This window comes from Streptomyces sp. CA-251387, from assembly GCF_050936625.1.
Taxonomy (GTDB): Bacteria; Actinomycetota; Actinomycetes; order Streptomycetales; family Streptomycetaceae; genus Streptomyces.
Map to the genome: position 1 here is coordinate 7,514,268 of NZ_JBNJMJ010000001.1, position 20,156 is coordinate 7,534,423.

The following is a 20,156-nucleotide window of genomic DNA, read 5'->3' on the forward strand; positions in this document are numbered from 1 at the left end:
ACGGGACAAAAGCCGCATCGACCACCCTCTCGGTCCAATGTGCGAACCTCCTCGTGTCTGGAGGCCCACCCGCGCTGACGGACACCCCGAGCCGGCAGGACGGCTCAGCAGGGCGACCGGTAGCGCGGACCGGCCGTGCTCGACCGCTCCACCAACCGCGTCGACAACTCCGTCCGCGTGCTCTCCGGCAGATCCCCGTCCATCATCCGCACCAGCAGACGCAGCGCCGTCGCCGCCATCTCCGACAGCGGCTGGCGGACCGTGGTGAGGGCGGGGCTGATCCAGCGGGCCTCCGGCAGGTCGTCGAAGCCCACGACGCTCATGTCGTCCGGCACGCTCAACCCCCGTTCCGCCAGCGCCTGGTAGACCCCGAGGGCCATCCGGTCCGAGCAGACGAAGACGGCCGTCGGCGGTTCGCGCAGGTCGAGGAGTTCCAGCATGCGGCGGTGGGCGACACTCTCGTCGAAGCCCGCGTGGCGGACGTACTCGGGGCAGTGCCGTATCCCGGCCGAGGCGAGCGCGGAGCGGTAGCCGGCCACCCGGGCGTTGCTGCACATCTTGCGCTGGTGACCGGCGACGACGGCGATGCGTTCGTGGCCGAGCGCCAGGAGGTGCTCGGTCGCCGTCACCCCGCCGTGCCAGTTCGCGGCGCCCACCGACACCACGCCGGGCGGCGGCTCCAGCACCGGGTCGATCATCACGAACGGGATGCGATGCTGCTCCAGCCACGCGTACTGCGACGCCGTCAGCTCGGCCAGATTGAACAGCACCCCGGACGAGCCGCGCGCGGTGAGCTTGTCCAGCCACCCCCGCTCCGGCCGGCCACCCCGGGTGCGGGTCAGACCGGCGGAGACCACGACCTCCAGTCCCGCGTCATGGGCCGCCGCCTCCACCCCGTGCAGCACCGCGCCCGACCAGGAGGTGTCCAGCGAGTGCACGACGAGGTCGACCAGGCCCGGCGTCTTCGCCGCGTCGAAGCGGGGTCTGCGGACGTAGCCGAGCCGGTCCAGCGCCTCGGTGACCCGGCGGCGGGTCTCGGGGGCCACGTCCTCCCGGCCGTTGACCACCTTGGATGCGGTCGGCACGGACACCCCGGCCTCACGGGCCACGACCGCCAGTGTCGGTCCGGCCGCCACGCTCGCACTGCCCGTACGGACCATCGGGAACCACCTCTCCGGCCCGCCCGAGGGCCATGAAAAGTTTTCGACCAGCGCGGAAAAAGTAAGCGCTTCCTACCCTAGGTTCACCGCAAGGAGTCCGGAAGAGGCCGGAGTTCGCAAGGTCTGCACGTGCTCTGGCTTTCGAAACCTCGAACAGGCTCAGGGCTGCCGGCAGGTGAGGCGGATTCCCGTGAAGTCGGCCGTGAACGCAGAGTCGACGAGTTCCACGGCATGGATGCCGGCCATCGCCCCGGTGAAGCGCAGCTTGGAGCCGTAGTCGTCGGAGAGCTTGTTGAAGTCCAGCGGCAGCCCGACGGGCACGCGGACGCCGCCGAGGACGTACCAGAACCGCGCCTCGCCGCCGTCGACCGTCACGCCGAGCGTCAGCGGTCCCTCCGCATCGACGTCGACGACCGCCGCCTGCCGAACTCCTCCCGCTCCACGAGACCGAGCACCGTACGGCCGCCCCCTCGCCACTGCTGCCCGCGCTGCTCCTCGCCCTCCGGCTCGGCCCAGGTGAGGTCGAGGGTCAGATAGGCCTCCGCGTTGTACCAGAGCACCAGCCCGGCGGCCTGCGTGAACGTGCGCGGCCGCGCCGCCACGGTGACCTCGGCCTCCGCGCGGTGCTCGGTGATGCGCTGGGCGAGCAGACTGTGCGCCCACCGCGACTCGGGACCGTGCCGGCCGCGCAGCCGGATCCAGCCGGGGCGGGTGGTGGTGTCGGCCCAGCTCGGGTCGGCGTATCCGCGCAGGGTGCTCCAGGGCAAGCCCAACGGGCCGTCGGCGTGGGCGTGTTAGAGCACCGGCTCGGCGGGCCGCGTCGGTACGTCGACCTCGACCTCCGGATGCCAGCCCCCGTGCCGCAGCCTGGGCCAGCCCGCCTTGTCCCAGGTCAGCGCCTGGATCGCGGTCTCCCGGCCGAGGGGGCAGCGGGGGCCGTCCGGCGTCCGGAGCGGGCGGGCCGTCAGATGGCTGAGGACCCACTCGCCGTCCGGCGTCTCGACCAGCTCCGCATGACCGGCCTTCTGGAACGGCACCGACGGGTCGTCCCGCGTCGTCAGCAGAGGCTGACCGTCCAGCTCGTAGGGCCCGGTGATCGCCCGACTGCGGGCCACCAGCACGCCGTGCTTCACCCCCGTGCCGCCCTCCGCGAGCACGAGGTGGTATCAGCCGTCGCGCTTGAGCAGCTTCGGCCCCTCGATGAGCCGTTCGTGCTGGAGCAGCAGATGGGTGTCACCGATCGGGGCGAGGCTCTCGGGGTCCAGCTCCGTCAGGACGATCCCGGCGAAGCGCCTGCCCCCCGGGCGGTGGTCGCTCTGCATGTTGAGCAGCCACAGCCGGCCCTCGTCGTGGCAGAGCGCGGGGTCGAAACCGTGACTGGCGACGCGCCGCGGGGCGCTCCACTTCCCGTCCACGTCGGTGGCCGTGGAGACATACGAGTCCAGGTCGAAGTACGGCGTCCCGACCGAGCGCACGACGGAGTACACCACCCAGAACCGCTCACCGTCCCAGCTCAGCGGGGGCGCCCAGACGCCGGCCGAGTCGGGTACCCCGGCCAGCGAGTCGCCGGGGACCGCGCCCCGGACGTGGCCCGCGTACTTCCAGTGCGCCAGATCGCGGGAGCGGTGGATCGGGATCGTCGGGAACCACTCGAAGGAGCTGGTCGCCACGTAGTACCACTTGCCCCGGACCAGGGAGGGATCCGGGGCGAAGCCGCGGATCACCGGGTTGTGCAGCCGGGTCACTTGAGGGCCCCCAGCGTCACACCGGTCCGCCAGTAGCGCCGCATCGCCACCATCATGATCGCCATCGGGATGATCGACAGCAGGGCACCGGTCAGGACGAGACTGGTGACGTCGATCCCCGACTCCAGGCGTTTGCCGGACCAGTTGTAGCAGCGCGATCGGGATCAGGAAGGAGCCGACCACGCACGCGAACACCGCGCCCCGCCCGGGGAAGTCGGAGCGAGCGAGGCCGTAGCCCGTGGCGAGCGCGATGAGCGTGCCGCCGAGGGAGCCGACACCGGCGTACAGGAACGAGTTGGCGGCAAGTACATCGCCCAGATGTGCTTCTCGGTCGACCCCGAGGGCGGCGGCGGTGACTACGGCTCCACCAGCGGCGGCTACGACCAGCTGGGCTTCGGGACGCTGATGTACGCCAAGTAGCCGCCCGTACGCCGAAAGCCGCCCCGTACGCCAAGCCGCCCCGTACGCCGAATGGCCGCCACACCGCTCGCGCACCGGAATAACGGGCCACAATGAGGTGCTCTGATCTTCACGGTGCACGAGCGCGGTGAGGAGGCTGGTGGACGGATGACGGCAGTCCAGGCAGATCCCGTGGTGAGCACGCCGTACGGTGCCGTACGGGGCCGGTACGAACGCGGCGTCGCGGTGTTCCGTGGCATTCCCTACGCGGCGCCCCCGTTCGGTCCGAACAGATTCCGGCCGCCCGTGCCGCCGGAACCCTGGGACGGCGTGCGCGACGCCGGGGACTTCGGGCCGACCCCGCCGAAACCCCCGTACTCCGAGGCCTTCGCGCAGTACCTGTCCGACCCCGTCGTGCCCGGCGACGACTGTCTCAACCTCAATGTCTGGACCCCGGAGCCGGGCCCGAGTGCCCGGCTCCCGGTCATGGTGTGGCTGCACGGCGGCGCCCTGACCCGCGGCTCCTCGGGCGTGCCCGTGTACGACGGGCGCACCTTCGCCCGTGACGGCGTCGTCTGCGTCTCGGTCAACTACCGACTGGGAGTGGAGGGCTACGGCCTCTTCCCGGACACCCCCGCCAACCCCGGCCTGCGCGACCAGCTCGCCGCCCTGAAGTGGGTCCACGAGTCCATCACGGCCTTCGGCGGCGACCCCGACCGCATCACCCTCTTCGGCCAGTCCGCCGGCGCGATCAGCATCGGCGCCCTGCTCGCCGCCCCGCAGGCCCAGGGCCTCGTCCGGCGGGCCATCCTGCAGAGCGGGCCGCCCGAGGCCGCCGAGCGGGACAAGGTACGGCGGATGGTGCGCCGTATGGCCAACCGGCTGAGGATCCCCGCCACCGCCGCCGCCTTCGCCGACGTCGACCGTGAGCTGCTCCTGCACACCCAGGCCGAGGTGGGCCGGCTCAGCAGCCCCGTGGTGGGCGGACCCGCCTTCGGGATCGTCGTCGACGGCGACATCGTCCCCCGCGACCCGCTCGAGGCGCTCACGGAGGGCGACGCCGCCTCCGGCGTCGATCTGATGACGGGCTGGACCCGCGACGAGTACCGGCTGTGGCTGGTCCCCGGCGGCCTCCTGGAGCGTGTCGACCGGCTCGGCGCGGTCGCCCTGGCCGGGGCCATGGCCCGCTGCCACGTCGGCGCCGAGGTGCCCCGCGGCTACCGCGCCCTGCACCCCGATGCCGGCACCGCCGAGATCGTCGGCCAGATGGTCACCGACCACCTGCTGCGCCTCCCGCTGCAGCGCCTGGCCGACGCCCGCCCCGGGTCGTCGTACGTGTACGAGTTCGCCTGGCCCTCCAACCTCCCCGACCTCGGCGCCTGCCACGCCCTGGAGCTCGGCTTCGTCTTCGACACCGGAGAGGTTCCCGAGTCCCGCAAGCTGGCCGGCGAGGGCGCCCCGCAGGAGCTGGCGGACGAGATGCACCGGGCGTGGGTGCGGTTCGCGGCGGAGGGCGACCCGGGGTGGCAGGCCTGGGACGAGTCGCATCCGGTGCGGGTCTTCGGCGACGGCGCGACCCACACGGCGTACGGCCCGCGCGACGCCGAACTCGCCCTGTGGGCCGCGGCCGTCACACCTGAGCAATCCACACCCGCATCGGCCCTGGCCGACGGTTCGCCCACGCGTAGTACGGAACTGCGGTCGGTCGTACGGCGTCTGCGCCTCCCCGGCGCGGTACGCCGGCACGGACAGAGCCTGTGAAGGGTTCGAGACTGAGGGGGCGGGCAGGCCCTCGGCCGCCGAGATGGATCAGAACCGGCGTCGATGCGGTGGCGCGGGGTCAGCAACCGGTTGCCGTCGGCAGGGGCGGCCGCCCTCCCTCACCTCCGCGGGGCCGCCGTGCTGCGTCTGATCGCCAGGCGGGTGGGGACGAGGTCGGTCCCTGGCCGGGCGCCGCCCTGGGCGCGGACCTGCCGGAGGACGTTCTGGACGCAGCGGCGGCCCACCTCGGCGAAGTCCTGGTGGACGCTGGTCAGGGGCGGCACGAAGAAGGCAGCCTCCGGGAGGTCGTCGAAGCCGACGACACTGATGTCCTCCGGGACGCGGCGACCGCGTTCGTGCAGGGCGCGCAGCAGCCCGAGAGCCATCTGGTCGTTGGCGACGAACACGGCCGTGCAGTCGGGCTCCTCGGCCAGCGAGAGACCCGCCGCATAGCCGGACTCGGCCGACCAGTCACCGCGCAGCGGCGGCGGCACCGGGCGTCCGGCCTCCTCCAGGACGGCGCGCCACGCCTCGGTCCGGCGCTGTCCGGCATAGGACGCCCGGGGGCCCGCCACATGCCATACGGTGCGATGGCCCAGGTCGAGCAGATGCCGGACGGCCTTGCGGGCACCGTCGGCCTGGTCGGTGTCGACCACGCTGTAGCGGTCCCCGGCGTCGGAGTCCACGACCACGACGTGCACACCGGGCGGCAGTTGCACCGTCCCGGCGTCGAGCAGATGGATCTCCATGATCACGATGACGGCGTCGACGGCCAGTTCTCCCATGCGGGTGAAGGCCCCGAGGACGTTGTCCTGGGTCGGGACGTCGATCGGGATCAGCGTGATCGCGTACCCCTCCGCCGCGGCGTGCGTGGCGATGGCCTCCACGGTGCGGCTGTTGCCCGTCGACGACAGGCTGAACAGGATCACGCCTATGGTGTTGAACTGGCCGTAGCGCAGGGCGCGTGCGGCGCTGTTGGGCCGGTAGCCCAGCTCCCGCATCGCCGCGAGCACCTGCTCCCGGGTCGCCTCGATCACGCCGGGATGCCCGTTGGACACCCGCGACACCGTCTGGGACGACACCCCCGCGAGCCGGGCGACATCGGCCATGGAGACCCGCTGCTTACGGCGCTCGCCGGGCACACCGGAGCCGCCCCGCTGGGCACCCCCGCCCGCGGCCACGGAGACCGGCTGCTCGTGCTCGCTCAGGTCCACCGTTCCATCACCCCGCCCTCTCGTTGCCGGTGCGCGTCACCGCGCCCGCCCTGGGATGTTACGCGGGGGAAACCTTGACGGTCGTGGGGGCGGATGCCACGATTCCGACGCCCTGAAGTTTACGTAAACATCCCCCACTGAGCCCGCCTGGTCCAAGGCGCACACGTGGCCTTGCGTCCACCATGTTTACGTAAACATCACGCCGGGTGCCGTCATCTCCGAAAGGCCAGCTGATGCGCAAGACCCCCTCGAGAAACCGCTTCACCCCCCGGCTGCGTGCCGCCTTCGCGGCGGTCGCGATCGCCGCGATCAGCGGCACCACCCTCGCGGGCAGTCCCGCCTCCGCCGCACCGAGCCGCGACACCACCCAGTTCAAGGGAGTGAACTGGGCCGATCCCCGTGACAACTTCGCCGACGACACCCTGCAGCTGTCCGGCCTGTCGACCTCCGACACCTACGCCCAGACCTACGCCAAGTCGAGCCGCGTCATCTCGGCGTTCCGCGCGAACCTCGGCGCCAACACCGTCCGCCTGCCCATCAACCCGTACACCGTGAACGGCTCCTACTGGAAGTCGTACCGCGGCGTGATCGACGCGGCGACGGCCAAGGGCTTCAAGGTCATCGTCTCCTACTGGGAGGGCACCGGCGAGCGCCGGGACGGCTTCATCGACGACACCGCCACCTACTGGCCCATGTGGGACACCGTGGTCAGGGCCTACAAGGGCAACTCCCGGGTGTACTTCGAGCCGATGAACGAGCCGCACGGCTACACCGACACCGAGTGGGCCGACATAGCCGCGAAGTGGCTGGACACCTACCCGTCCGTGCCTCGCAACCGGGTCTTCGTCAGCGGCGCCGGCTACAACGACCACGTCACCTCCGTCTGCGCCGACCCGCGCCTGAAGGGCACCTACCTGTCGCTGCACCCCTACGGGTTCTGGAAGGAGTACGCCACCTACGACCAGTGGGTGGCCGACCTGAAGGAGCGCATCGGCGACTGCGCGAACCGGACCGTCGCCGACGAGTTCGGCGCCCCGATGACGACCGGCCTCGACTACAACCACCCGGCGCCGTCCAACAACTACATCAACTTCATCCAGGCCGTCACCGACACCTTCCGCGAGCTCAAGATGGGCTCCGTCTACTGGCCCGGCCTGCGCACCGACGACACCTACTCGATGCAGACCCTGATCGGCGACCCCGCCCGCCCGTGGCTGGCCACCACCAACCAGTCCGGCGCCGACCGGCTCGCCTGGGCCTGGGGGCGCGGCAGGCCCGTCCAGCCCTGACGGCGGGGCCTTGCCGAGCGATCGGATCCGGACGGTCCGATCCCGCGGCCGGTCGCGGTGCCACGAGCGCCGCGACCGGCCGCGCCGTTCGTGCGCCCGCGTGGGCGGCCACCCCCACTCAGCTCTGCGGCGGACCCTCAGCCCTTCGGCGTCCCGACCGAGTTGCGCACCACCACATGCGTGCCCAGCAGCAGATGCTCGTCCGGGTTCTCCGGGGTACGGCCGAGCGCGGTGCGTACGGCGAGGCGGCCCAGCTCCTCGTAGGGGACGTGGACGGTCGTCAGGGCCGGGTGCAGGTCACGGGCGAAGGGGATGTCGTCGTAGCCGGCCAGTGAGACGTCGCCGGGGACGTCCAGGCCGGCCTCGTGCAGGGCGGTGAGCGCGCCGGCGGCGACCATGTCGGTGGCGGCCACCACGGCCGTGAACTCCAGCCCCTGCTCAAGGGCCTCGCGCATCAGACGGTGCCCGGCGTCGCGCGTGAAGTCCCCGTGCAGGAGCAGCGCCGGGTCGGGCTCCAGACCGCGGGCGCGATGGGCGGCGAGATAGCCTCGCTCACGACCCTGGGCGGTGGTGTGGTCGGGCTTGCCGCCGAGGAACAGCACCCGCTGGTGGCCCTGGGCGAGGACGTGGGCGACCAGGGCGTAGGCCCCGCCCTCGTTGACGTACTCGATGACCGTCACCGGCGCCCCGGCGCCGAGCGGCGGCCGCCCGCACAGCACCAGCCGGGAGCCCGCCGACGCCAGCGAGTCGGCCATACGGCGGGTGCGCTCGCGGCACTCGGGGGTGTCGGCGGAGCCGCCGACCAGGATCACGGCGGCGGCGCGCTGGGCGCGCATCATCTCGACGAACTCCACCTCGTGCTGGACGTCGCCCTCCGTCGTGCACACCAGGCACAGATGCCCGAGCCGTCGGGCCTCGCGCTCCACGCCGTGCGCCATGTGCGCGAACGACGGCCCCGTGATGTCCTCCAGCACGAACGCCAGCGTGGGCGTGCCGACCCCCGCGATCGCCTTGGCACGCGCGTCGGCGACGTAGTCGTGGTCCCGCACCGCCCGCATCACGCGGGTACGCGTCGTCGAGCTCACCGGATACACCCCGCCGAGCACGCGGGAGACGGTCGACGCGGACACCCCGGCACGGGCCGCCACGTCCCGGATGGTGCTGCGCCCCGCGTCCTCGCTCTTCCTGGTCATCCCTGCCTCGTCCCTCCTCCGGGCACCCTTGCCCTCCCCCTGGGGAGCCGGCGGCAACATGATGGCAACCGGTTTCCGAGAGGCCAGTAGCGGGTGAAGGGCGTGGACGAGTCCTGTGCGCAGGCCATCGTCACGAAGGCCGAGGAGGCGGACAGGCGGAGGCGGACAGGGGGCCGGCCGCTGTCCGTCAGTCCTTCGGTGCGGCGATGCTGCCGTCCGGCCGGATCTTGGGCAGGCTCGTCCGCGGGGTCGGCAGCAGTGCCTTGCTCTCGTCGATCGAGCCGTCCTTCTGGACGCCGTACAGCGCGTTGTAGATGTTGCGGACGGCTGGGGCGGAGGCGCCGGAACCGGTACCACCCTGGGAGATCGTCATGACGACCGCGTAGTCCTCGGTGTACGTGGCGAACCATGACGTCGTCTGCTTGCCGTAGACCTCGGCCGTACTCGTCTTGGCGTGCAGCGGGATCCTGTCCTGCGGCCAGCCCACGAAGCGCCAGTCCGCCGAACCACGGGTGACCACGCCGGCGAGGGCCTCGTCGACCGCGTCCCGGGTCTGCTTCGTCATCGGAAGCCTGCCGTGCGACTTGGGCTCGATCTCCTGGACGGACTTGCCGTCGGCGCTGATGACGGCCTTGCCGACGGTGGGGTCGTACAGGGTGCCGCCGTTGGAGATGGCCGCGTAGATGGTGGCCATCTGGATGGGGGTGACCAGGGTGTCGCCCTGTCCGATGGAGTAGTTGACCGCATCGCCGGCACGCAGCCGGTTGCCTTCGAGGCAGTTCTCGTAGGCGATCTTCTCGGCGTAACTGCCGTCCTTCTTGCCGTACTTGCACCAGGCGTCCTTGTTGGCCTTCCAGTACGCCTGCTTCCACTGGCGGTCCGGAATGCGGCCGGTGACCTCGTTGGGCAGGTCGATACCGGTCTCCGCACCGAGGCCGAACTGGTGCGCCGTCTTGTAGAACCAGTCGTTGGCGTTCTTCTTCGGCTTGGTGCCACCGTCACGCTTCCACTCCTCATGGGCCAGCCGGTAGAAGACCGTGTCGCAGGAGACCTCCAGTGCGCGCCCCAGGCTGATCGGGCCGTGGTCTTCCGATTCGAAGTTGGTGAAGACCTGGTTGCCGATGGAGTACGAACTGGAGCACAGGTACGGGCCGTCGAAGGAGTAGCCGGCGTTGACCGCGGCGGCCGTGGGGACGACCTTGAAGATGGAGCCGGGGGCGGACTGGCCCTGGATCGCGCGGTTGAGCAGGGGGTAGTTGGAGGACTTGCCGGTGAGCTTCTTGTAGTCCTTGGCGGAGATGCCGCCCACCCAGGCGTTGGGGTCGTACGTCGGGTTCGATGCCATGGCGACGATGCGGCCGGTCTTGGCCTCCATCACCACCACCGCACCGGAGTCGGCCTTGTAGCGCTCGTTGGTGTTGCGGTCCCACTCCTGGCGGGCCTTCTTCATCGCGTCGTTCAGCTCGTACTCCGCCACCCGCTGCACACGGGCGTCGATGCTGGTGACGAGGTTGGAGCCGGCCTTGGCGGCATCGGACTGGGCCTGCCCGATCACCCGGCCCAGGTTGTCGACCTCGTAGCGGGTGACCCCGGCCTTGCCGCGCAGCTCCTTGTCGTACTGGCGCTCCAGACCCGAGCGGCCCACCTGGTCCGAGCGCAGGTAGGGCGAGTCGGAGTCCTGGGCCTGTTTGATCTCCTCGTCGGTGACCGGGGAGAGGTAGCCCAGCACCTGGGCGGTATTGGCCTCACCCGGGCTGGGGTAGCGGCGCACCGCCTGCGGCTCGGCGGTGATGCCGGGGAAGTCCTCGGCCCGCTCACGGATCTGCAGGGCCTGCTTGGGGGTGGCCTCGTCGGTGATCGGGATCGGCTGGTACGGCGAGCCGTTCCAGCACGGCTGCGGCGTCTGCGCATCACACAGCCGCACCTTCTCCCGTACCTCCTTGGGCGCCATGCCCAGCACACCCGCCAGCTTCGTCAGCACCGCCTCACCGTCGTCCGGCATCTTCAGCAGATCCGTCCGCGAAGCGGACACGACGAGTCGCGTCTCGTTGTCCGCCAGCGCCACGCCCCGCGCGTCCAGGATCGAGCCGCGCACCGCGGGCCGGACGACCTGCTGGACGAGGTTGCCGGAGGCTTCCTTGGCATGCGCGTCGCCCTCGCGGATCTGTAAGTGCCACAGGCGTCCGCCGAGGGTGCCGAGGAGGGAGAGGACGAGGATTTGGATGACGACGAGCCGGATCTGGACGCGCGGCGTCCGGCCCGTCTCGGGGATGTTGGTCACGCGTGGTCCCTTTGCTGTGCCGTCGTCGGGAGCCCGTTCGGGCATCCCACCGCCTCTGAGCCGGTGTCATATCCCCGCCCGGACGCGCGGCGCGCTGATCCGACCGGGGATATGACACCGGCTCTCACGTGCCACAGCGACCGAGCCGAACTCTCCTGGCGTGCACGTGCGCTGGAAAAGGGAGATGCGTTGGCGGCTTCGGGAGATTTCTCGCCTTGGGACAAAGGGTCGCTTCGAGGCCGAGCCTAAGCGACTCCGACAGCCGTCCGTAGCTCAATATCAAGTCACTTCGAGGCGCCGGGTCCACCATCGCCGTCGCGTTCGTCGGCTTGTCCTGATGCGTTGTCCGAGAACACGGCATCGCGCTCAACTATGGTGCAGCCATGGTTCTCTGCACTCCGATCCCTGCCCGAATACCGCTGTTACCAGCGCACGAGCCAGTCGCCGCTGGAGGTGCGACCGCGTGAACAAGCCGCTCAGGCGCATCGCCATCTTCTGCGGGCTTCTGATGCTCGCGCTGCTGATTCGGGCCAACTGGCTCCAGTACATGGAGGCGGACGAACTCGCCACCGACGACAAGAACCGTCGGGTGCTGATCAACCAGTACGCGGCACCTCGCGGCGACATCATCGTGGGGGCGCGCCCGGTCACGGGTTCCAAGCCGGTGGAAGGGGCGGAGCTCAAGTACCAGCGCACGTACAAGAACGGTCCCATGTATGCGCCGGTCACCGGATACGCCTCCCAGGCCATGGGAATGACCTTCCTGGAGAGCACCTACGACAGCGTGCTCAGCGGGCAGGACGACCGGCTGGCGTTCGAGCGCTTCACGGACGTCGTCACCGGAAAGGAACGGCGCGGCGGAGACGTCATCACGACGATCGACCCCAAGGCGCAGGAGGCCGGATACAAGGGCCTCACGGAACTGGGCGCCCGGGGCTCGGTCGTGGCCCTGGACCCGAGGACGGGCAAGGTGCTCGCCCTCGTCTCGGCCCCGTCCTACGACCCCGCGTCGTTCGCGGGCAACTCCCTCAAGGAGAGCGACCGGTTCAAGGCGCTCGGCGCCGAAAAGAGCAAGCCGCTGGCCAACCGCGCGCTGCGGGAGACCTTCCCGCCCGGTTCGACCTTCAAGATCCTCACCGCGGCGGCGGCACTGGAGCACGGCGTGGTGACGGACGTCGACGCCGCCTCGGACGCGGCGTCGCCGTACCAGCTGCCCCAGTCGACCAACAGGATCAGCAGCGAGGCCGGGGACGGCGTCTGCGACAAGGCGTCGATGAAGACGGCCATGCAGTACTCCTGCAACAACGTCTTCCTCGACGCGGCCGTGAAGGTGGGCGCGGACAAGATGCGGGAGACAGCCGAGAAGTTCGGGTTCAACGAGGACGTCTACTCGTCCGACCTCGGTGACCTGCGCGCCACCAAGAGCCTCTACCCGGAGGACCTGGACAAGCCCGGTACCGCGCTGACCGGCATGGGCCAGGGCAGCCTCACCAGCACTCCGATGCAGATGGCCATGGTGACCGCCGCGCTGGTCAACGACGGCAAGGTGATGCAGCCCTACATCGTCGACGAGTTGCGGTCGCCCGATCTGAACCCGCTGGAGGAGCACGAGCCGCAGGTCATGAGCCAGGCCGTCTCCGAGGCCACGGCCGAGAAGGTCCGGGAGATGATGGAGCACACCGCCAGGGAGGGCAGCGCCAAGCGGGCCCTCATCGAAGGCATCACGGTGGGCGGCAAGACCGGAACGGCCCAGCGCGGTGTGAACGTGCGCGACCAGGTTCCCTACGGCTGGTTCGTCTCGTACGGCGTGAAGCCCGACGGCGAGTCCGTCGCCGTGGCCGTCTTCATCGACCCGACCGACATGGACATCTCGCGTGAGCAGATCTCCGGCGGCAGTCTGGCCGCCCCCATCGCGCGGGACGTGATGGAGGCCGTGCTGAAGAACTGATCCCTGTACGTCGATTCTCCGCAAAGCCCTGGAAAACCGGGCGCCCGGCTTGATTCAAGAAATTTTCCGGTCGCGCCCGGCCAGGCCGTTTCGATTCAGCCAGTTTGCTCCGTAAAGGCAGCCGCTTCGGGCCGGGTTCTTCCAGTGCTCTAGTCCAATGTTCACGAAAAAACGTCCGCTTCGTGCGGCATCGACCCTGTGTGTTCGACGTGTAGATCTTGTAATGATGTCCGCCTTTGACGTCTCTTTACCTGCGAATCCATACGGCCGCCGTTCGGATCAGCCGTACCACCTCTTTCACACCGGGACTGTCCTGAATGCCGCATGGCGGTGAACGACAGGCGGGCACGCCCGCCTAATCTGAGCTGCATGACCCATTCCGGCAGCCACAGCGATTACCCCCAGCCCCGCAGGCGTCGTTCCCGTGGCCGGACCGTCGTTTCGACGGTTGTCGCACTGGCCGTGAGCGTCGGGGTCGGTTACTGGGGTTACTCCAGCCTGATGGCCGGCGAAGGGTCGGACGACCCGCAGGTGGTGGACGCGAAGGCTGAGCTGCAGAAGTTCCTGGACGCCTGGCGGGCGGCCGACGCCCCGCGGGCGGGCCGGCTGACGGACAGTCCGAGCAATGCCGAGTCGCTGATCAAATCCGTCATGACCAACCTCGATCCCTCGAAGACCGAGATCAGCGCTGGCGACGGTGAGAAGAAGACCGAAGGGGAAGTGGAAGTTCCGTTCACCGTGAAGATGACGCTTCCGGGAGCGGGGGCCTATTCATGGGATTCGAAGGCGGACGTCATCAGGACCGACGGTAAATGGAAGGTCGAATTCCACACCGAAATGGTCCACCCGGAGATGGTTCCGGGGCAGACACTCGCCCTGAAGACGCGGGACCGCGCGCCCATCCTCGACACCAACGGCGACGATCTGGAGTCCGCCTCCCTCGTGGGGATGGTGGACGACAAGACCGGCAAGGGTATGTCGGGCCTCCAGGCCCGCTACGACAAGCAGCTCACCGGCGGAGCGGGCCCGCTGAAGTCGGTCGTGGTCGTGGACCGCCAGTCCGGGCAGGTGGTGAAGAAGCTCACCGGCACCAAGGCGCGCACGGGCGAGCCGGTGCGGACGACCATCGACCCGGAGGTGCAGGAGGCCGCCGCCGAAGCCCTGGCCGGGGTGAAGAAGAACGCGGCGATCGTCGCCGTCGACCCTTCCAACGGGCACATCCTGGCCGCCGCCAACATGCCCTCCGGCATGAACCGTGCGCTGGAGGGCCGGTACCCGCCCGGCTCCACCTTCAAGGTGGTGACCGCCGCCGCCCTGCTGAAGCAGGGGATGACGCCCTCGGACCCCGGCGACTGCCCGAAGTTCACCCGCGTCAACGGCCAGCGCTTCGAGAACCAGGACCAGTTCGTGCTGCCGGCCGGATCGACCTTCAAGGACAACTTCGCCCACTCCTGCAACACCTTCTTCGTCAACTCCCGCAGCAAGCTGTCCCCCTCCGCCCTGCACGACACCGCGGAGGCGTTCGGCATCGGGGGCACCTGGGACGTGGGCACCACGACGTACGACGGCAGCGTTCCGGTCGCCACCAGCGACAACGACAAGGCCGCCTCGACCATCGGACAGGCCCGGGTGCAGGCCTCACCGCTGGTGATGGCATCGGTCGCGGCGACGGCGAAGGCGGGCGTGTTCCGGCAGCCCGTCCTGGTGCCCGGCGCCGTGAAGAAGAAGTACGAGGCCCCCGCCCGGCTCGACTCCGGTGTCGTCGCCGCGCTGCGCGAGATGATGCGCGCGACCGTGACCGAGGGCGCCGGCTGGGCCCTGAAGGGCATCCCCGGTGAGCCGCACGCCAAGACGGGCACGGCGGAGTTCGGCTCCGAGACCCCGCCGCGCACCCACGCCTGGATGATCGGCTACCAGGGCGACCGGAACCTCGCCTGGTCGGTCCTTCTGGAGGACGGCGGTTCGGGCGGTGCCGACGCCGGACCGATCGCGGCGAAGTTCCTGAAGAACCTCGTGGGGTGAGGCTGAACTGACTCACCCCTGAACAGCGGTACGCCACCTGAACAGCGGTACGCCACCTGAACAGCGGTAAGCCACCTGAACAGCAGAACGCCATCGGAACTCATGTGAAGCGGCCGAGGAGTTCGTCTCGGTGAGCCGGTCTTCGAGGAAGGCCGGCTCCTGGTCACGACCACACACCAGTGACGGCTCCGCCCCGATCCGACGCAGTGTCACCACTGGCATCCATGCCATGTCCACTCCCCTCGGGCGAGGGCGTGGACCATCCACAGGGGGTATTCGACATGACCACTCGCAACAGCGTGACGATCCGGCTTCTCGGCCCCGTGACTCTCGTGAAGAACGCCATGCCGCTGCCGATACCCGGGCAACGGCAGAAGCGGTTCCTGTCCTGTCTGGCCCTACGGCCCGGGCAGGTCATCTCCAAGGACCTGATCAGCGAGGAGTCCTGGGACGGGGAGCCGCCCCTGACGGTCTCCGGACAGCTGCAGACCTCGGCCTGGATGGTCCGTACGGCCCTGGAGAAGGCGGGGCTGTCACGGGACGCGGTCGGCTCGCACGACAGCGGCTACGAGCTGCGGGTGCCCGCGCAGGCCATCGACCTCTTCGTCTTCCGGGACATGGTGCGCACGATCCGGGAGCTGTACGCGGGCGGACAGCACAAGGACGCGTCCGAGCGGCTCGACGCCGCGCTGGCGCTGTGGAAGGGACCCGCGTTCGCCGACGTCACCTCCGGCCGGCTGCGGCTGAAGGGGGAGGCCCTGGAAGAGGAGCGGACGGCAGCCGTCGAACTGCGCGCTCTGATAGACGTTGGTCTCGGGCACTACAGCGAGGCGATCGCCCGGCTGTCGGAACTGGTCGACCGTGATCCCCTCCGCGAGGACCTCTACGTCAGCCTCATGAAGGCGTACTACGCCGAGGGCCGCCAGGCCGACGCGATCCAGGTCTTCCACCGTGCGAAGCGGCAACTGCGGGAGCACATCGGGATCAACCCCGGCGCGAGGATGACCAGGATGATGCAGGCCATCCTGCGCCAGGACGAACAGTTCCTCAGGGTCGGCACGTCGGCCTGACCAGGCCCCAGGCGGTGAAGTCGACGCCCTGCGCCGGCGCCACCCGGCCGGAGAAGTTCACCGTGTTGGTGGCGCGGCGCATGGAGGCCCGCCAGGCGAGGAACGCGGTGTGCGCGGTGTCGAGGGCCCGGTCGACGTCCGCCGGGGCGTCGGGCGCGCGGGCCGAACAGACCGGCGCCTGGGACCGGCGTAGGGGCGGTTGGGGAGTCCCCTCACGTCGTGGGTGCTGCTGACTGACGCTGTGCTCATGGCCGCCCTACGCCTTGGTCTTCGTACGGAGGTTGACGTAGTTGCCCGCGATCCAGTCCTGGAACGTGGCGGTGTCGCCGTCCAGGCTGATGTCGAATCCGCACTGCCGGGCCAACGGGACCGAGAACGTGAAGTCCGCGTTGGGGCGCAGGAAGAAGACGCTGGACGTACGGCTGCTGCCGACGATCTGGTCCCGGCGCGGCGCCGCGACATGGTGGCGCGGGGCCTTAACCCGGCCGCCGGTCGCGAGGGTGGCGACGGCTCCGCAGAAGACGAGAACCCGGTCCGGCCGGGCCGGCAGGTCCACGAAGGTGCCGTCCACCTCGACCTGCAGGCTCACGAACCCGTTGGGGCACGGCGTCTGCTGGATCAGCGTCACCGTCGACAGGTCGTAGTGCGGCGCCATCCGCAGGGGCTCCTCCTCGGCGCTGCGGTGCGCGGGAACCTCCGGAAAGTACCGGAACCGCAGCACCGGCTCGCAGTTGACGAAGTGCTCGACACCGCCGTCCGGTTCGGTACCGGTCGTCTTCAGGACCTGCCGCGCCACCTCCTTGGAGGCGTCGTACATGTGGTCGAAGTAGCCGGTCCATATACGCTCGAAGTCCAGCGTGGGGAAGAGGTTGCCGGAGGTCCCCATCGAGTAGCACATCGAGTAGTCGGTGTAGGAGCCGCTGTTGGTGATCTTCGCGGTGCTCTCCGACTCCAGTCCCGTGAAGCCGCGCCGGATGGTGGGGTCCTTGGCGGTGACGGCCCGCTTCTGTTCCTGCGTGCCGTGGTCGAAGAAGTCGACGGCGACGTCCTTGGAGGACCTGTGGTCGGCCTCCGACAGCCCGCTGTCCGACAGGTAGAAGACGCCTTTCTCCGCCAGACAGCGGCGGAACTCGTCCTGATGCAGCCCGGCCTGAAGGTCTGTCAGGCTGAACGTGGGGACCGTCGTGTCCATCTGCACTCAACTCTCCTTACGTGACGCGGTGGTCGACGACGCGGGGGAAAGAAGCTCCTTCAGTGCGTCCGCCAAGTAGTCGATCTCGGCTTCGGTGGTGTAGAAGTTCGCCGATATCCGCAGCGACGGCCGCTCGGGCCCGTCGGCCACCGCCGCCTCGATCCGGAAGCGCTCCCAGAGCGCTCGGCGCAGCTCGTCCGCGCTCGTCGTCGCGGGAAGGTGGAACGCCACCATGCCGCCGGACAGGGCCGGAGCCTCGGGCGTGGCAGGTTCCAGCCCTTGCCAGTCGGTCAGGCGCCGGCGGGCGTGGTCGGTCAGCTCGCGTCTGCGGGAGCGGATCCTGGCGTACCCGAGCCGCGCCTGGAAGTCGACCGACTCCGGCACGGCCAGCCAGGGACTCAGGTCGCGGGTGCCCTCGCACTCGAGCCTGCGCAGCCGCGGCGTACTGCCGAACCGGTCGGGCTCGTCCGGCGGTCCGCTCCCCGCCGGGGGGTGATACGCCCAACTCACCTGCGTCGGCTCCAGGCTGTCCTCCTGCCCGGGACCGATGTGCAGGAACCCGACCCCGGTGGGGGCGAGGAGCCACTTGTGGCCGCTGCCCGCGTAGAAGTCGCAGGGGAGGTCCGCCAGGTCCAGGTCGAGGAACGCGGGCGCGTGGGCTCCGTCGATCACGGTGACGATCCCGCGGCGGCGGGCCTGCTCGCACAACTCCCGGGCGGGCAGCACCAGTCCGGTCGTCGACAGGACGTGACTGAAGAACAGCAGCCGGGTCCGTGACGTCATGGCAGCGACGGCGGCATCGACGATCTCGCCCGGATCGGCGGGCATCGTCGGCACCCGGAACGTCCTGATCGTCAGGCCCTGCCGCCGGGCCGTCCGCTCCCAGCACCAGCGCATCGGCGTGTACTCGTGGTCGGTGAGCAGGATCTCGCCGGGCGCGTCGAGGGGCAGCGACGACGCCACCAGGTTGACGGCTCCGGTGACGTTGGTCGTGAGCACCAGCCGGTGCGGGTCGCCGCCCAGGAAGCCGGCCAGGTGTGCGCGGGCCCGCCACAGCAGTGGGGGGAGTTCGCGCAGCAGGAAGTCCATCGGTGCGCGGGCGAGGCGGGTACGCAACTCGGTGACGCGTTCGAAGGTGCTGCGCGACAGCGGCCCGGCGGAGCCGGTGTTGAGGTTGACGACGGTGGGATCGAGCAGCATGCGGCCGCGGGCATCGGCCCAGTCGGCAAAGGCCATGTCGTGATCTCCCGCGCACTCGGAGAATATCGGTACCGCCGGAATTTGATCGACGCGTCGGACAATAGCAGCTGCCCTCCGCTCACGAAATGAGAATTCCTCGGAAAGTGTCGAAAGTTCTGCGGAGAGAAATGCGAGAGAGCTGGGAGAGGGGCTCAAGAGGGCTGCCGCATAGCATGGGCGGTCCAGAATATCCGGTTCACTACAGGAGTCTTCGCACATGGGTGAACAGGGACGTTGTCCGGAGTCAGGCCTCTTGGAAACGGAAAATCTGAACGCTCGTGACGTGCACCGTACGCTTCGGCGTCATGTGCTCGTCGACGGCTATGAAATCGTTCTCGACCTGTCCGCAAGTCACGGCACGCAGTTGGTCGACGCTGTGACGGGCGACCGCTATCTCGACCTTTTTTCCTTCTTCGCCTCCGCGCCGCTCGGTATCAATCCGTCCTGCATTACCGATGATCCCGAGTTCATGCGGGAGCTCGCCGCGGCAGCCGTCAACAAGCCGTCCAACCCTGACCTCTACACCGTCCCGTACGCGAGGTTCGTCGAGACGTTCGCCCGGGTGCTCGGCGACCCGCTGCTGCCGCACCTGTTCTTCGTGGACGGCGGCGCGCTGGCGGTGGAGAACGCACTCAAGGCCGCCTTCGACTGGAAGGCGCAGCGGCTCGGCCTGGACGAGGAGGGCGTGAACCGCCTCCAAGTGCTGCACCTGGAGCGGTCGTTCCACGGCCGCAGCGGCTACACGATGTCGCTGACGAACACCGACCCGGCGAAGACCGCCCGCTTCCCCAAGTTCGACTGGCCCCGGCTCCCGACGCCTGCGCTGCGGCATCCGACCAGCGCCCATGGGCCCGCCAACCGGGAGGCCGAACAGCGGACACTGGACGCCGCCGAGGCCGCCTTCCGTGCCGCGGACGGGATGATCGCCTGCTTCGTCGCCGAGCCGATCCAGGGCGAAGGCGGGGACAACCACCTGAGCGCCGGCTTTCTCCGGGCGATGCAGTGGCTCTGCCACGAGCACGACGCCCTGTTCGTGCTCGACGAGGTGCAGAGCGGCGGCGGCATCACCGGCACCCCCTGGGCCTACCAGCAACTGGGTCTGCGGCCGGACCTGGTGGCGTTCGGCAAGAAGACGCAGGTGTGCGGGGTGATGGGCGGCGGCCGTATCGACGAGGTCGCGGACAACGTCTTCGCCGTCTCCTCCCGGATCAGCTCGACCTGGGGCGGCAACCTCGCCGACATGGTCCGGGCCACCCGCATCCTCGAGACCATCGAGAGCACCCAGCTGCTCGACACCGTCGTACAGCGCGGCAAGTACCTCCGCGACGGCCTCGAAGCCCTGGCCACCGAGTACCCGGCCCTCGTGAGCAACGCCCGCGGCCGCGGCCTGATGTGCGCGATCACCCTGCCCGACGCTCACCTCCGCGACGACGTCCTGCGCCGGATGTACCGCGACCACCACGTCATCGCCCTGCCGTGCGGCGAGCGCAGCCTCCGCTTCCGCCCGCCGCTGACGATCACCGAGAGCGAGATCGACCAGGCTCTCGAGGCGCTGGCCCACAGCCTCCAGGCGCTGCAGCCGGCCTGATCCGCCGCCGGACAGGCCCTGTCCCGACCACGTTCTCTGACCTTCGCGGCCCTGC

14 protein-coding genes and 3 pseudogenes are annotated in these 20,156 nt (G+C 69.7%); 6 read left to right on the forward strand and 11 right to left on the reverse strand.

Annotated elements, in window-relative coordinates; all coding sequences use genetic code 11:
• Nucleotides 1-104: 104 nt before the first annotated feature.
• The 5 genes and pseudogenes from ACQEV2_RS33475 to ACQEV2_RS33495 form a co-directional block, all read right to left on the reverse strand.
• Nucleotides 105-1,160: a LacI family DNA-binding transcriptional regulator gene (locus ACQEV2_RS33475; protein ID WP_433049989.1), complete on the reverse strand. Its 1,056-nt coding sequence runs from the start codon at nucleotides 1,158-1,160 to the stop codon at nucleotides 105-107.
• Between the two features lie 159 nt (nucleotides 1,161-1,319).
• Nucleotides 1,320-1,535, reverse strand: a complete 216-nt coding sequence (locus tag ACQEV2_RS33480) for a hypothetical protein (protein WP_433049992.1) — start codon at nucleotides 1,533-1,535, stop codon at nucleotides 1,320-1,322.
• Between the two features lie 8 nt (nucleotides 1,536-1,543).
• Complete coding sequence (locus ACQEV2_RS33485; protein ID WP_433049995.1) at nucleotides 1,544-1,927, reverse strand: hypothetical protein; 384 nt, start codon at nucleotides 1,925-1,927, stop codon at nucleotides 1,544-1,546.
• A 27-nt stretch (nucleotides 1,928-1,954) separates the two neighbouring features.
• A pseudogene (locus tag ACQEV2_RS33490) lies at nucleotides 1,955-2,905 on the reverse strand (family 43 glycosylhydrolase).
• Nucleotides 2,902-3,205, reverse strand: a pseudogene (locus ACQEV2_RS33495) (carbohydrate ABC transporter permease); the annotation flags it as partial. The pseudogenes ACQEV2_RS33495 and ACQEV2_RS33490, both read right to left, overlap by 4 nt.
• A 267-nt stretch (nucleotides 3,206-3,472) precedes the next feature.
• Here ACQEV2_RS33495 and ACQEV2_RS33500 point away from each other — a divergent pair.
• Nucleotides 3,473-4,819 (forward strand): annotated as a pseudogene (locus tag ACQEV2_RS33500) (carboxylesterase/lipase family protein); the annotation flags it as partial.
• 115 nt (nucleotides 4,820-4,934) lie between these two features.
• Here ACQEV2_RS33500 and ACQEV2_RS33505 read toward each other — a convergent pair.
• Nucleotides 4,935-5,117 (reverse strand): hypothetical protein, encoded by a 183-nt coding sequence (locus ACQEV2_RS33505; protein WP_433054966.1) that lies wholly within the window; start codon nucleotides 5,115-5,117, stop codon nucleotides 4,935-4,937.
• A 67-nt stretch (nucleotides 5,118-5,184) separates the two neighbouring features.
• Nucleotides 5,185-6,174 (reverse strand): LacI family DNA-binding transcriptional regulator, encoded by a 990-nt coding sequence (locus tag ACQEV2_RS33510; protein WP_433054969.1) that lies wholly within the window; start codon nucleotides 6,172-6,174, stop codon nucleotides 5,185-5,187.
• A 338-nt stretch (nucleotides 6,175-6,512) separates the two neighbouring features.
• On the opposite strand from ACQEV2_RS33510, the gene ACQEV2_RS33515 reads away from it, so the two are divergent.
• A complete protein-coding gene (locus ACQEV2_RS33515) occupies nucleotides 6,513-7,568 on the forward strand; it encodes a glycoside hydrolase family 5 protein (protein WP_433049998.1) in 1,056 nt (351 codons plus the stop codon).
• Nucleotides 7,569-7,705: 137 nt separating this feature from the next.
• On the opposite strand, the gene ACQEV2_RS33520 is transcribed toward ACQEV2_RS33515, so the two are convergent.
• Together ACQEV2_RS33520 and mrdA are read right to left on the reverse strand one after the other, a co-directional pair.
• Complete coding sequence (locus tag ACQEV2_RS33520; protein ID WP_433050001.1) at nucleotides 7,706-8,761, reverse strand: LacI family DNA-binding transcriptional regulator; 1,056 nt, start codon at nucleotides 8,759-8,761, stop codon at nucleotides 7,706-7,708.
• A 187-nt stretch (nucleotides 8,762-8,948) separates the two neighbouring features.
• Nucleotides 8,949-11,042, reverse strand: coding sequence for a penicillin-binding protein 2 (mrdA, locus tag ACQEV2_RS33525; RefSeq protein WP_433050004.1), 2,094 nt, complete (start codon nucleotides 11,040-11,042; stop codon nucleotides 8,949-8,951).
• Between the two features lie 463 nt (nucleotides 11,043-11,505).
• Between mrdA and ACQEV2_RS33530 the strand changes: the two genes are divergently transcribed.
• From ACQEV2_RS33530 to ACQEV2_RS33540, 3 genes are all read left to right on the forward strand, one after another.
• A complete protein-coding gene (locus ACQEV2_RS33530; RefSeq protein ID WP_433050007.1) occupies nucleotides 11,506-12,990 on the forward strand; it encodes a peptidoglycan D,D-transpeptidase FtsI family protein in 1,485 nt (494 codons plus the stop codon).
• Nucleotides 12,991-13,359: 369 nt separating this feature from the next.
• The gene (locus ACQEV2_RS33535) at nucleotides 13,360-15,012 is read left to right on the forward strand and encodes a penicillin-binding transpeptidase domain-containing protein (RefSeq protein WP_433050010.1); all 1,653 of its coding nucleotides are present in this window, start codon (nucleotides 13,360-13,362) and stop codon (nucleotides 15,010-15,012) included.
• Nucleotides 15,013-15,293: 281 nt separating this feature from the next.
• Nucleotides 15,294-16,082 (forward strand): AfsR/SARP family transcriptional regulator, encoded by a 789-nt coding sequence (locus ACQEV2_RS33540; protein ID WP_433050013.1) that lies wholly within the window; start codon nucleotides 15,294-15,296, stop codon nucleotides 16,080-16,082.
• A gap of 256 nt (nucleotides 16,083-16,338) precedes the next feature.
• On the opposite strand, the gene ACQEV2_RS33545 is transcribed toward ACQEV2_RS33540, so the two are convergent.
• Complete coding sequence (locus ACQEV2_RS33545) at nucleotides 16,339-17,274, reverse strand: 2OG-Fe(II) oxygenase family protein (RefSeq protein ID WP_433050016.1); 936 nt, start codon at nucleotides 17,272-17,274, stop codon at nucleotides 16,339-16,341.
• A gap of 6 nt (nucleotides 17,275-17,280) precedes the next feature.
• Nucleotides 17,281-18,510 carry an aminotransferase class V-fold PLP-dependent enzyme gene (locus ACQEV2_RS33550; RefSeq protein ID WP_433050019.1) on the reverse strand — a complete coding sequence of 410 codons (1,230 nt, stop codon included), beginning with the start codon at nucleotides 18,508-18,510 and terminating at the stop codon, nucleotides 17,281-17,283.
• A gap of 220 nt (nucleotides 18,511-18,730) precedes the next feature.
• On the opposite strand from ACQEV2_RS33550, the gene lat reads away from it, so the two are divergent.
• Nucleotides 18,731-20,101 (forward strand): L-lysine 6-transaminase, encoded by a 1,371-nt coding sequence (gene lat, locus ACQEV2_RS33555; RefSeq protein WP_433050022.1) that lies wholly within the window; start codon nucleotides 18,731-18,733, stop codon nucleotides 20,099-20,101.
• The last annotated feature ends 55 nt before the right edge of the window (nucleotides 20,102-20,156 follow it).